The 12123-nt window shown below is 68.6% G+C and carries 9 protein-coding genes; 5 read left to right on the top strand and 4 right to left on the bottom strand.

Going from position 1 to position 12123, the window contains the following annotated elements; genetic code table 11:
- Window positions 1–528 precede the first annotated feature (528 nt).
- The 4 genes from ACVCMC_RS09880 to ACVCMC_RS09895 all read left to right on the top strand — a co-directional run bounded on the left by ACVCMC_RS09880 (window position 529) and on the right by ACVCMC_RS09895 (window position 7135).
- The gene (locus ACVCMC_RS09880; protein WP_447097135.1) at window positions 529–2130 is read left to right on the top strand and encodes a peptide chain release factor 3; all 1602 of its coding nucleotides are present in this window, start codon (window positions 529–531) and stop codon (window positions 2128–2130) included.
- A 63-nt stretch (window positions 2131–2193) separates the two neighbouring features.
- Window positions 2194–3090, top strand: a complete 897-nt coding sequence (locus ACVCMC_RS09885; RefSeq protein ID WP_447097136.1) for a CPBP family intramembrane glutamic endopeptidase — start codon at window positions 2194–2196, stop codon at window positions 3088–3090.
- A 74-nt stretch (window positions 3091–3164) separates the two neighbouring features.
- A complete protein-coding gene (locus ACVCMC_RS09890; RefSeq protein WP_447097137.1) occupies window positions 3165–5999 on the top strand; it encodes a response regulator in 2835 nt (944 codons plus the stop codon).
- A gap of 131 nt (window positions 6000–6130) precedes the next feature.
- Window positions 6131–7135: a diguanylate cyclase domain-containing protein gene (locus ACVCMC_RS09895; protein ID WP_447099484.1), complete on the top strand. Its 1005-nt coding sequence runs from the start codon at window positions 6131–6133 to the stop codon at window positions 7133–7135.
- An 18-nt stretch (window positions 7136–7153) separates the two neighbouring features.
- Here the strand turns inward: ACVCMC_RS09895 and ACVCMC_RS09900 are convergent, their stop codons facing one another.
- Genes ACVCMC_RS09900 through ACVCMC_RS09915 form a run of 4 tightly spaced genes read right to left on the bottom strand, consistent with a single transcriptional unit; the run spans window position 7154 to window position 11402 of the window.
- Window positions 7154–7624, bottom strand: a complete 471-nt coding sequence (locus ACVCMC_RS09900; RefSeq protein WP_447097138.1) for a hotdog fold domain-containing protein — start codon at window positions 7622–7624, stop codon at window positions 7154–7156.
- Window positions 7621–8010, bottom strand: a complete 390-nt coding sequence (locus ACVCMC_RS09905; RefSeq protein ID WP_447097139.1) for a hypothetical protein — start codon at window positions 8008–8010, stop codon at window positions 7621–7623. The genes ACVCMC_RS09900 and ACVCMC_RS09905 overlap by 4 nt, the downstream gene beginning before the upstream one ends.
- A 3-nt stretch (window positions 8011–8013) precedes the next feature.
- Complete coding sequence (locus tag ACVCMC_RS09910) at window positions 8014–10485, bottom strand: acyl-CoA dehydrogenase (RefSeq protein ID WP_447097140.1); 2472 nt, start codon at window positions 10483–10485, stop codon at window positions 8014–8016.
- A gap of 17 nt (window positions 10486–10502) precedes the next feature.
- Entirely contained in the window at window positions 10503–11402 is a 900-nt protein-coding gene (locus ACVCMC_RS09915; RefSeq protein WP_447097141.1) for an alpha/beta fold hydrolase, read from the bottom strand.
- Between the two features lie 113 nt (window positions 11403–11515).
- Here ACVCMC_RS09915 and ACVCMC_RS09920 point away from each other — a divergent pair, with 113 nt between their 5' ends.
- Window positions 11516–12094 carry a TetR/AcrR family transcriptional regulator gene (locus ACVCMC_RS09920; RefSeq protein WP_395116579.1) on the top strand — a complete coding sequence of 193 codons (579 nt, stop codon included), beginning with the start codon at window positions 11516–11518 and terminating at the stop codon, window positions 12092–12094.
- Window positions 12095–12123 lie beyond the last annotated feature (29 nt).

Genomic DNA, 12123 nt, shown 5'->3' on the forward strand with positions numbered 1-12123 from the left:
AAAAACTCGGGCCAGTGTCTTTTGAGCAGCTGCTTTTGACCGAGCTGAAACACTCGCACACTGGCGAATGGTGCTCAAAGCATGGGCTCTGCCGCTCGGCTCTTCCGCCAACGCGCAGCGGTGGCGCGCCGCTCTACCCGGGGCCCCTGTGCGGCGGTGAGGCGGGGTCGACAGGCCGCGTAGCGGGCGAGGCCATGGACGGCCTCGCCTTTTCGCGCGGGCAGGAGCCCGCTCGAAAAGCCCGGCCCCGACTCACGGACTTGCCGCCCATGGATGGGCGGCAAGCGCCAAGCGGGGTGGCCTTTCTCTTTGGTTACTTTCTCTTTGGCCACGCAAAGAGAAAGTAACTCGGGCGCCGCAGGCGCACGAAAGCTCTTCGCTTTGCATCATCAGACCAAAAGGCAACAGCATCGCCCGCGAGCGGGCTCCTACAATGGAGCCGCGGGCTGGTTGCCGCTGCAAAGGAGCCGAGCCGCACCCCCGATCCACGCTACAATTACCGGTTCGCGCTCCAGCCGACCCGCCTCCATGCTCTCGCATCTCCAAGAAACCCGCCGCCGCCGCACCTTCGCCATCGTCAGCCATCCTGACGCGGGCAAGACCACGCTGACCGAGAAACTTCTGCTGTTCGGTGGCGCGATCCAGATGGCCGGCTCGGTGAAGAGTCGCAAGACGTCGCGCAGCGCCACCTCGGACTGGATGGCGCTGGAGAAGGAGCGCGGGATTTCGGTGACCTCGTCGGTGATGCAGTTCCCGTACGACGGCAAGATCGTCAACCTGCTCGATACGCCGGGACACGCGGATTTCTCCGAGGACACCTACCGCGTGCTGACCGCGGTGGATTCGGCGCTGATGGTGATCGACTGCGCCAAGGGCGTGGAGGAGCGCACGATCAAGCTGATGGAAGTGTGCCGGCTGCGCGACACGCCGATCATGACCTTCATCAACAAGCTCGACCGCGAAGGCCGCTCGCCGATCGAACTGCTGGACGAGGTGGAGTCGGTGCTGGGCATCGCCTGCGCGCCGCTGACCTGGCCGATCGGCATGGGCAAGCGGCTGAAGGGCGTGTACCACCTGGCGCTGGACGAGGTGCACATCTTCGAGCAGGGCAAGAATTTCACGCGGCAGGATTCGACCATCTTCAGGGGCCTGGATGCGCCTGGGCTGGAAGAGAAGATCGGTGCCGAGGCGATGCGCGAGCTGCGCGAGGAACTGGAGCTGGTGCAGGGCGCCGCGCCCTCGTTCGACCTCGACGAGTACCTCGCCGGCCGGCAGACGCCGGTGTTCTTCGGCTCGGCGGTGAACAACTTCGGCGTGCAGCTGCTGCTGGATTTCTTCGTCGAGCATGCGCCGTCGCCGCGACCGCGCGCCACCACCTCGCGCGAGATCGAGCCGGAGGAGGAGAAGCTCTCCGGCTTCGTGTTCAAGATCCAGGCCAACATGGACCCGGCGCACCGCGACCGCGTGGCCTTCATGCGCGTGTGCTCGGGCACCTATACGGCCGGCATGAAGATGATCCAGACCCGCACCAACAAGGAGGTGCGCATCGCCAACGCGATGACCTTCATGGCCAGCGACCGCGAGATCGTCGAGACGGCCTACCCGGGCGACGTGATCGGCCTGCACAACCACGGCACCATCACCATCGGCGACACCTTCACCGAGGGCGAGCTGGTCACCTTCACCGGCATCCCGAACTTCGCGCCGGAGCTGTTCCGCCGCGCGCGGCTGCGCGACCCGCTGAAGATGAAGGCGCTGCACAAGGGCCTGGCGCAGCTCTCCGAGGAAGGCGCCACCCAGTTCTTCCGTCCGCTGATGTCGAACGACCTGATCCTCGGCGCGGTCGGCGTGCTGCAGTTCGAAGTCGTCGCCTACCGGCTGAAGGACGAGTACAACGTCGACGCCAGCTTCGAGCCGGTCGGCGTGAGCACCGCGCGCTGGGTGCACTGCGACGACGAGAAGAAGATGGAAGAGTTCCGCGAGAAGAACGCGATGCACCTGGCCATCGACGGCGCAGGCGAGTTGGTCTACATCGCGCCGACCCAGGTCAACCTGCAGCTCGCGCAGGAGCGCTGGCCGCAGGTGCGCTTCGCCGCCACGCGCGAGCACGCCGCCTCCGTGGAAGCCTGAGCAGCCCACTGGCCAGCACGCCGGCGCGCCGCTACCGTGGGCGCTCGCACGAGGGGAGGCTGCATGCAGCAACAGACACTGGCGTTTTCCACACCGGTCGCGGCACCACGATGGCAGCGCTGGCTGCTGTTTTCCCCGCCGGCGCGGATCGCGATCTTCGTGGCCTGGCTGGTGGGCTTCATGATTGCGGTGCAGTTCGTCTTCTTCGCGCTGGGCCTGGGCAAGGACACGCCGGTGCTGCGCGACCTCGCGCAGTTCGCCGCGCGCGCGCTGGTGCCGCTGGCGGCGTACCTGATCCTGGTGAAGCAGATCGAACGCCGGCCGCTGATCGAGCTGGCGCCGCGCACGCTGCTGCCGCAAGGCCTGCTTGGCGTGCTGATCGGGCTGGTCCTGTTCAGCGCCGTGGTGGCGGCCTTGTGGCTCGCCGGCAGCTACCGCGTGGAGGCCATCCGCGCGGATGCACCCTGGCTGGGCGCGCTGCTGGTGGTGGGCCTGGGCGCCGGCATCGGCGAGGAGATCGTGTTCCGCGGCGTGCTGTTCCGCATCGTCGAGGAAGGCCTGGGCACATGGTGGGCGCTGGCCGTGTCGGCCCTGCTGTTCGGCGCGGTGCATATCGCCAACCCCGGCGCCACGCTGTGGAGCTCGGCGGCGATCGCCATCGAGGCGGGCCTGCTGTTCGGCCTGCTTTACCACGTGACCCGCTCGCTGCCGGTGTGCATGGGCGTGCACGCGGCATGGAACTTCGCCCAGGGCACCATCTACGGCATCCCGGTGTCGGGGTCGCGGGCGGAAGGCTGGCTGGTGTCCACCCGCAGCGGCCCGGACTGGCTGAGCGGCGGCGTGTTCGGCGCCGAGGCCTCGGTGGTGGCACTGGGCCTGTGCCTGGCGTGCGCGATCGGACTGCTGTACGTGGCGCGGCGGCACGGCTCGATCGTGCCGCCGATCTGGCGTCGACGCTGAGCCGGTGACCGCCGCGCGCCAGCGCTCACTCCGGACATGCGGCAGACGCCGCGGCGAACTGCGATGATTCACGCATGCCCATGACCCGCTCGCCGCACACCTGGCTGGCCGACCGGCCGCTGCAACACAAGATCATGCTGGCCATCGGGCTGCTGCTGGGCTTGTTCCTGCTGTCCGCAGCGATCAGCCTGCGCTCGCTGCGGCAGCAGGAGGTCGAGCGCGGCTGGGCGATCCACACCTACAAGGTGCTGCTGCAGCTCGATCACGTGCTGCAGTCGGTGCAGGCCGGCCAGGTCGGCGCGCGCGGCTATCTGCTGACCCGCGACACCGCGCAGCGCGAAGCGTTCGACAGCGCCACCCGCGAACTGCGGGCCGCCCTCGCCCGGCTGCGCGAGCTGGTGCCGGACAACCGCCTGCAGCTGTCGCGCATCGACCAGGTGGAAGCCATGACGGCGCTGTGGCAACGCGAGTTCCGCAGCAAGGTCCTCGACGCCCCGGCCGGCTCGCCGACGAACGATCCCGCGCAGGCGGCGCTGCCGCGGCTGCGTGCCCAGTCCGACTACCTGCAGCAGCGCAGCATCGGCATGCGGGAGGTCAAGAGCGTCATCGCGCAGATGACGCTGGACGAGGAACGCCTGCTGTCCACCCGCAGCCGGCGCCTGGACAAGTCCATCGCGGTCACCCGCACGGTCAATGTCGTGGCGGCGTTGCTCGCCATCGTGCTCGGCCTGGCGGTGATCGTGCTGACCCTGCGCCTGATCACCCGCCCGCTACGCAGCCTCACCAGCCAGCTGACCCGGCTGGCGAACCACGACCACGATTTCGAGATCCACCGGCTCGATCGCCGCGACGAGATCGGCGAGATCACCCGCGCGCTGCAGGTGTTCAGGCAGATGTCGATGGACACCCAGGCGCAGAGCTGGATCAAGGAGCAGGTGTCGGCGATCTCCCACCTGCTGCTGCAGGCCACCACGCACAAGGAGTTCGCGCAGTGGCTGACCCGCGCCCTGCTGCCGCTGTGCAAGGCCGACGTGGGCCTGTTCTATTCGTACGACGACGCGCGCCGCCGGCTCGATCTGATCGGCAGCTGCGGGTTGCGCCCGAACCACCGCGTGGCCGAGCAATACCTGCCTGGCGAGGGCCTGGTCGGGCAATGCGCGAGCGAGCGCCAGGCGATCGTGCGCGACGACGTGACGGCCGCCGAGCTGTACCTCGGCGCCGGCGACGGCGAGGCGCCTTCCACTCACCTGGCGATCCTGCCGGTGCTTTATCGCGACACCCTGATCGGTGTGCTGGAGCTGGCCAGCTCCGGTCCGCTGACGCCGCTGGCGCGACAGATGCTGGAGGAGCTGCTGCCGCTGGTGGCGCTGAGCCTGGAGAACCTCAATCGCACGATCAACGTGGAGGACCTGCTGCTGCGCACGCAGGAGCAGGCCGACGACCTGCGCGTGTCGGAGCTGGTGATGCGCCAGCAGAAGGAGGTGCTGCGCATCAACAACGACGCGCTGCAGGCGAAGACGGTGGAACTGGAGGAACAATCCCGGCGGCTGATCGCTTCGAAGGAGGAACTGCGCCTGCAGGCCGGCGCGCTGCAGGCGTCCAACGAGGAACTGCGCGCGACGACCGCCAGCCTGAACCGGCAGAAATACGTGCTGGAGGATCTGCAGCAGGAAACCGCCGACAAGGCCGCCGAGCTGGCGCGGGCCAGCCAGTACAAGTCCGAGTTCCTCGCCAACATGTCGCACGAGCTGCGCACGCCGCTGAACAGCCTGCTGATCCTGTCGCGCGACCTGGCCGACAACGCCGGCGGCAACCTGGACGCGGAACAGGTCGAGTCGGCGCGGGTCATCCACGACGCCGGCAACAGCCTGCTGCATCTAATCAACGACATCCTCGACCTGTCCAAGATCGAGGCCGGCAAGATGGAGCTGGTGATCGACGAGTTGCCGCTGGCCGAGCTGGCGCAGCGGCTGCGGCGCACCTTCGGCCACGTCGCCGCGCAGAAGTCGCTGGGATTCGCGCTGGAGATCGCGCCGGACCTGCCGGTCATCCTGCGCACCGATGGCGCGCGGCTCGAACAGATCGCCAACAACCTGCTCGGCAACGCCTTCAAGTTCACCGCCGCGGGCGCGGTGACGCTGCGCATCGGTCGTCCCGACGAGGCGATCGGGATTCCCGAACCGCTGCGCGGCCAACCGCTGCTCGCACTGAGCGTCGAGGACAGCGGCATCGGCATTCCCGCCGACAAGCTCGAGCGCATCTTCAACGCCTTCGAGCAGGTGGACGCCGGCACCAGCCGGCAGTTCGGCGGCACCGGCCTGGGCCTGGCCATTTCGCGGCGGATGGCGCGGATGCTGGGCGGCGACCTGCTCGTGCGCAGCGAGCCGGGCCGCGGCAGCCGCTTCACCCTGTTGCTGCCGGAACAACCGCCGGCACTCGCGCCGGCCGCCGCGACGGACGATGCGGCCGCGTCGCGGCCACCGGCACCCGCGCCTCGCGCCGCGGGCAGTCGCGCGCCGGCGCACGGCAACGAACTCACCGGCCACCGCGTGCTGCTGGTGGACGACGACATGCGCAACCTGTTCGCGCTGTCCAAGGTGCTGCGCGGCTGGGGCATGCAGGTGAGCCTGGCGCAGGATGGCGCCAAGGCGCTGCGCATGCTGGCCGAGGATTCCGCGCCGGAACTGCTGCTGATCGACATCATGATGCCGGACATGGACGGCTACGAAATGATCCGCGCGCTCCGCGCCCAGCCGCACCACGGCGCCTTGCCGATCATCGCGCTGACGGCCAAGGCGATGCAGGGCGACCGCGAGAAATGCCTGGTGATGGGCGCCAGCGATTACCTGTCCAAGCCGATCGACCTCGACCTGCTGGCGACGACTCTGCTGGCGTGGCTGCGGCGCTGAAGCAGCGCCCCTCGCGAGCCCGCGGCGACTGGCAGCCCGGGGAAACGCAGGCGCCGGATTCGACCGTCTTCACACCGGTGGCCAGGCGCAAGGGGTAAGGTAGGCGCATGACCATCCGTCGGGGGAGCACGATGCTGCCGAAGATCCTGGTCGTCGACGACACCGTCGCCAACCTGGTCGCCATGCGCCGCCTGCTCGCCCACAGCGGCGCCGAGCTGTTCGAGGCACGCAGCGGCAACGAGGCGCTGGCGCTGTGCCTGGATCACGAATTCGCGCTGATCCTGCTCGACGTCAACATGCCCGGCATGGACGGCTTCGAGGTGGCCAGCCTGCTCGGCGAAGCCGAGCACCTGCGCGAAACCCCGATCATCTTCGTCACCGCCGCCTACGTCGACGACATGAACCGGCTCAAGGGCTACCGCTCCGGCGCGGTGGATTACATCGCCAAGCCGATCAGCGACGTGATCCTGCAGTCGAAGGTGCGCGTGTTCCTGGAGCTGCATGCGTCGCGCACGAAGCTGAAGCAGGCGCTGGCCGAACTGGCCGAGCGCAATCGCCAGCTCGACCGCGAAATCGCCGAGCGGCAGCTGATCGAGGAGACGGTGCGCCACCAGGCCAGCCACAATCCGCTCACCGGCCTGCCCAACCGCATCCTGTTCCGCGACCGCCTGCACGGCGCGATCCAGCGCGCCAACCGCCACCACCGCCAGTTCGCGCTGGCCTGTGTCGACATCGACGGCTTCAAGGGCGTCAACGACGGCCACGGCCACGCCGCCGGCGACGCCCTGCTGCAGGAGATCGCCGCGCGACTGTCGAACCGCCTGCGCAGCAACGACACCGTGGCCCGGCTGGGCGGCGACGAGTTCGCGCTGGTACTGGAGGACATCGAGGACAGCCGGCCCGCGCTGCAACTGTGCGAGGAGCTTTGTTGCGCGCTGGGCGAACCCTACACGCTGCGCCTCAACGGCCACCCGATCGAGGTGCGCGTCGGCGCCAGCATCGGCATCGCGGCCTACCGCGCCGGCGCCGCCCCCGAAGCCGACACCGATGCCGCGGAACGATTGATGCAGGCCGCCGACCACGCCATGTACACGGCCAAGCGCGGCGGCAAGAACCGTTGCGTGCTGGCGGACTGACGGCGCGCGGGTGGCCGTTCAATCGCGCTTGCGCGGCGATACCCACATCAGCACGCGCGCACGGAAGACCGTCTCGCCCGCATCATCCACCACCTCCACCCTGACCGGCCATTCGTGACTGCCATCGGCGACGGGCATGGCCAGCTCGGGCGTGGCGACGCCGTGCATCGTGCCTGTCGCCTTCTTCAGGTACTCGACGCTCATGCCCTTGGGAATCCAGCGCATGTCCGCCGGCACGGTCGCCTCGGCCATCACGCCGGCGCCGAGTTCGGCCAGGCTGCACAGCGCGATCGCATGCACCGTGCCGATATGGTTGTGCACGCGACGGCGATCGGCGATGCGTATCTCGCAGCGACCAGGTTCCAACGCCACGAAACGCGGGGCGATGGTGGCGAAGTACGGCGCCTTGAGGCAGATCAGGCGTCCGAACAGCCACTTGCCGCCAGGCCGGCGGGACAGTTTGCGCCACAGCGCCAATGCCGTGCTCATGCGGCCAGCCCCGGAACCAGCGGCAGTGCGAACAGCACGGCGCCGAGCACGAACGAGGCCGTCAACGCATGCACCAGCAGGATGTTGTGGCGCAGGAACACGAACTGCTCCACCAGCCGCCCGACCCAGAACAGCGACATGCCTCCCAGCAGCGCGTGGCCCAGCGGCGTGCCCAGCAGATCCCGCGGCATCGCGAAACACAGGGTCGCCACGCCGAGGAACACGTAGATCAGGCGCAGGTTGAGGATCTGCGTGACGGCTCGTGTGCCCACGCCGGCCTGCTGCAGTGCGCCGGGCCAGCCGAACAGTTTCCAGAACGCCAGGTGGAACAGCGCGAATGCCAGGCTGTGCACGCCGCACAGGTAGACGATGACCTCGCCGCGCATGGCCTAGCCGCCCTGCTTCGCGCCCGCCGACGTGTCGGCGCGCGTCCTGAACGCACGCATCTCGTCGGTATCGAAATCGTCGACCGAGATGAACTCGAACACGCCCTCGCGCACGCGCCTGAGCAGCTCCGCCTCCGCTTCGGAAATCACCCCGGCCTGCTGTGCTTCGACGAGCTGGTCAAGATAGTCGTGCGAGCTGAACTGACCGGACTTGAGCGCCTTGCCGAACTTGCGGTCGACCGGCTCGGCGGCGATCACGTCCGGCAGCAGCGCCTTCATGCGGCCGATCGTGTTGTTCGGCGTGGGCGTGGTGTAGACCCAGTCGGTGAGGCGGTCGAGCGCCTCGTTCGGCGCGGTGAGCAGCGCGGCGACGCGGCGGCCGAGACGATCGGACGGCGGCACCTCGCGGCGGCCCAGTGGGAACACCAGGACGCGCAGCAGCCACGCCACCGGGCGCACCGGGAAATTGCGGATCGCGCCGTCCAGCGCATTCTGGATCAGCCACATGCACTCGTGGAAACCCCAGGCCAGGAACGGGCGGTCGGCTTCCGGCCGGCCGTTGTCCTCGTACTGCTTGAGCATGGCGCTGGCGATGTACAGGTAGCTCAGCACGTCGCCCAGGCGGGCCGACAGTTTCTCCTTGAACTTCAGCTTGCCGCCGAGCACGCCCATGAACACGTCGGCGCACAGCGCCAGCGCGGCGGAGTAGCGATCGAGCTTGCGATAGTAGCGGCGGGTGTAGGCATCGCCGGCGGCCTCGCCGATGCGCGCGCCGGAGAGGCCCATCGCGAAGCTGCGCACCGCGTTGGAGATGCCGAAGCCGAGGTGGCCGAACAGCAACCGGTCGAACGTCTTCAGCTGCTCGCCGCGGTCGGCGATCGACAGCGCCTGCATTTCCTTCAGCACGTACGGATGGCAGCGGATCGCGCCCTGGCCGAAGATCATCAGGCTGCGCGTCATGATGTTGGCGCCTTCCACCGTGATCGCGATCGGCACCGCCGACCAGCCGCGGCCGGCGTAGTTCTTCGGCCCGAGCTGCACCGCCTTGCCGCCGTGCACGTCCATCGTGTCGGCCGCCACCTGGCGCGCCCACTCGGTGGCGTGGTACTTGGCAATCGCCGAGGTGACCGCCGGCTTCTCGCCGCGATCGACCGCCGCCGCCGTGGCGCGCGACAGCGCGGCGGTGGCGTAAGCCAGGCCGCCGATGCGCGCCAGCGCCTCCTCGACACCCTCGAAGCGCGCCACCGCCAGGCCGAACTGCTTGCGCATGCGCGCGTAGGTGCCGGTGGCCAGCGCCGAGGCGCGCATGCCACCGGTGGCGTTGGACGGCAGCGAGATCGCGCGGCCCACCGACAGCACCTCGACCAGCATGCGCCAGCCGTGGCCGGCCATCTTCGGTCCGCCGATCAGCACCGACAGCGGCGCGAACACATCCTTGCCGTGCACCGGGCCGTTCTGGAACGGAATGTTCAGCGGGAAATGGCGGCGGCCGATTTGCAGCCCCGGCGTCGAGCGCGGCAGCAGCGCCAGGCTGATGCCCAGATCCTCTTCTTCACCCAGCAGGTGCTCGGGGTCGTACATGCGGAAGGCGAGGCCGACCACCGTGGCGATCGGCGCCAGCGTGATGTAGCGCTTGTCGAAGGTGAGCTTGAGTCCCAGCGTTTCCACGCCGTCGACCATCTGCTTGCAGACGATGCCCACGTCGGGAATCGAGGTGGCATCAGAGCCCGCATACGGCCCGGTCAGCGCGAAACAGGGGATTTCCTCGCCGACGGCGAGGCGCGGCAGGTAGTGGTTTTTCTGCTCGTCGGTGCCGTAGTGCAGCAGCAGCTCGGCCGGGCCCAGCGAGTTCGGCACCGCCACGGTCGAAGACACCGTGGCCGACATCGTGGACAGCTTCTGCAGCACCGCCGAGTGCGCCAGCGCGGAGAACTGCAGGCCGCCGTACTGCTTGGGGATGATCATGCCGAAGAACTTGTTCTTCTTGATGAACTCCCACACGTTCGGCGGCAGGTCGGCCAGTTCGTGCGTGATCTGCCAGTCGTCGATCATCGCGCACAGCTGTTCCACCGGGCCGTCCATGAAGGCCTGCTCCTCCACGGAGAGCTCGGGCCTGGGCTGCTTCAGCAGTTCATGCCAGTCCGGCTTGCCGGAGAACAGCTCGCCCTCGAAACCCACGGTGCCGGCTTCCAGCGCGGTCTGTTCCGTTTCGGAAAGCTTCGGCGTGACTTTCGCGAACATTTTCAGCAGCGGCGCGCTGATCTGCTTGCGGCGGAAGTCCACCATCAGCAGCGGCAGCGCGATCGCCAGCTCGATGAGGAGCAGGATCACCATCGTGGCCGGCGCGCGCACCAGCAGACCCACCACGAGAGTGGCGACGACGGTGACGATGGCCCAGGTACGCAGGCTGGTGCGGTGATAGGCGCAGACGCCGGAGGCAATCAACGCCGCCAGCAAGGTAAGCAACACGGACATCTCGACACCTCTCAGGGTCAGGGGGCGGCGCCGGCGGTACGCGGCGTCACGGGGATTTCAAGGTGGTGCACGTAGTGGATCACTTCATTGGCAAAGGCGTCATTGGCGTCGCCGGCCACCATGTGCGTGGCGTGCGCCAGCTCGACATGGCGCGCCTGCGGCACCAGTTGCAGGAACTCGTCCACGGTGCCGCGCGAGACGACGTCGCTGCGGCCGCCGGACAGCAGCAGCACCGGCACGTCGATGTTCGCCGCCGCGGCCAGCAGGCGCGGCTGGTAGCGCTCGCTCTCCTGCACCAGGTCGCCGGCCAGCAACGCCGGGTCCCAATGCCAGCGCAGCCGGCCGTCGGCACCCTCGCGCAGCAGCGGCCGCAATTGCTCGGCGCTCTTGCGTTCGCGCCGCTGCGGCAGGTAGGCGGCTACCTGCTCGGCCGCGTCGGCATAGTTGGCGAAGCCGTCCGGGTGTGCCTGCATGAAGGCCAGGATGCGTTGCACGCCTGCGGTTTCCCAGCGCGGCGTGATGTCGACCAGCACCAGCGCACGGAACGGTGAGGGTCGCCGTTCGCCGGCCAGCACGATGCCGAGCAGGCCACCCATCGAGGCGCCCACCAGGATCGGTGGCTGCGGCTGCGCGGCGGCCAGGCGCAACAGGTCGTCGGCGAACTGGTCCATGTGATAGCCGGTCGCGGCGTCCACGCGATCGCTCTCGCCATGACCGCGGGCGTCGAACGTGACGCAGCGGCAACCCGTCCGGGCGAGCGCCGCGGCGGCGGCGTTCCACGCCCCGCGGGTCTGGCCGAAGCCGTGCGCGAACAGCAGGCCCGGCGTCCCCTGCGGGTTCCAGGTTTCCACCGCCAGGCGCAGGTCGCCTGCAGCGACGCGTTCGACGGTATGGGGCATCGGGATCGGATTGACCATACGGGAGAGTATGGATTGCCTGTGCGATGGCCGTCAACCGCTCGCCGGGCCGCGGCGCACGCCGATGGACGCCGCCCCATTACAAATGCCCGGGCTGTCGCTACCATACGGACATGAATGTCAGCAGCAAGCCGGAACGCACGCGCCTGTCGGCCGAAGATTGGGAACTGGCCGCCCTGCAGATGATCGCCGACCAGGGCGTCGGAGCTTTGGCAGTGGAAGCCCTCGCGCGCCAGCTCGGGGTGACCAAGGGCAGCTTCTACTGGCATTTCCGTACCCGCGAAGCGCTGCTCAATGCGGCCATGGAACGCTGGGAACAGTACGGCGAACGCGAGATCATCGGCCAGATCGAGCAGATCGCCGACCCGCGCCAGCGCCTGCCCGAGCTGTTCCGCCGGGTCGCGCACGAATTGCAGCCGCATCGCGTCTATGCCGCGCTGCTCAAGGCACTGGACCATCCGCAGGTGGTGCCGGTGATGGCCCGCGTCTCGCAGCGACGCATGGAGTTCCTCACCACCGTGTATCGCGAGGCCGGCCTGCCGCCGGCGCAGGCACTGAACCGCGCGCGGCTGACCTATGCCGCCTACGTCGGCTTCCTGCAACTGAACTTCACCCTGGGCCTGCCGCGCCTGAGTCACGAGGAGTTCGACGCCTACGTCGAACACATGATCGCCACGCTCACCCCGGTGTAGCCCTGCGCAAACGGCCACGCGGCGCCCTC

The organism is Rhodanobacter sp. UC4452_H20 (genome assembly GCF_052978205.1).

Excerpts from the sequence above, each read along its gene's own strand:
- ACVCMC_RS09880 (WP_447097135.1), top strand. The coding sequence starts at position 529 with ATGCTCTCGCATCTCCAAGAAACCCGCCGCCGCCGCACCTTCGCCATC.
- ACVCMC_RS09885 (WP_447097136.1), top strand. The coding sequence starts at position 2,194 with ATGCAGCAACAGACACTGGCGTTTTCCACACCGGTCGCGGCACCACGA.
- ACVCMC_RS09890 (WP_447097137.1), top strand. The coding sequence starts at position 3,165 with ATGCCCATGACCCGCTCGCCGCACACCTGGCTGGCCGACCGGCCGCTG.
- ACVCMC_RS09895 (WP_447099484.1), top strand. The coding sequence starts at position 6,131 with ATGCTGCCGAAGATCCTGGTCGTCGACGACACCGTCGCCAACCTGGTC.
- ACVCMC_RS09900 (WP_447097138.1), bottom strand. The coding sequence starts at position 7,624 with ATGAGCACGGCATTGGCGCTGTGGCGCAAACTGTCCCGCCGGCCTGGC.
- ACVCMC_RS09905 (WP_447097139.1), bottom strand. The coding sequence starts at position 8,010 with ATGCGCGGCGAGGTCATCGTCTACCTGTGCGGCGTGCACAGCCTGGCA.
- ACVCMC_RS09910 (WP_447097140.1), bottom strand. The coding sequence starts at position 10,485 with ATGTCCGTGTTGCTTACCTTGCTGGCGGCGTTGATTGCCTCCGGCGTC.
- ACVCMC_RS09915 (WP_447097141.1), bottom strand. The coding sequence starts at position 11,402 with ATGGTCAATCCGATCCCGATGCCCCATACCGTCGAACGCGTCGCTGCA.
- ACVCMC_RS09920 (WP_395116579.1), top strand. The coding sequence starts at position 11,516 with ATGAATGTCAGCAGCAAGCCGGAACGCACGCGCCTGTCGGCCGAAGAT.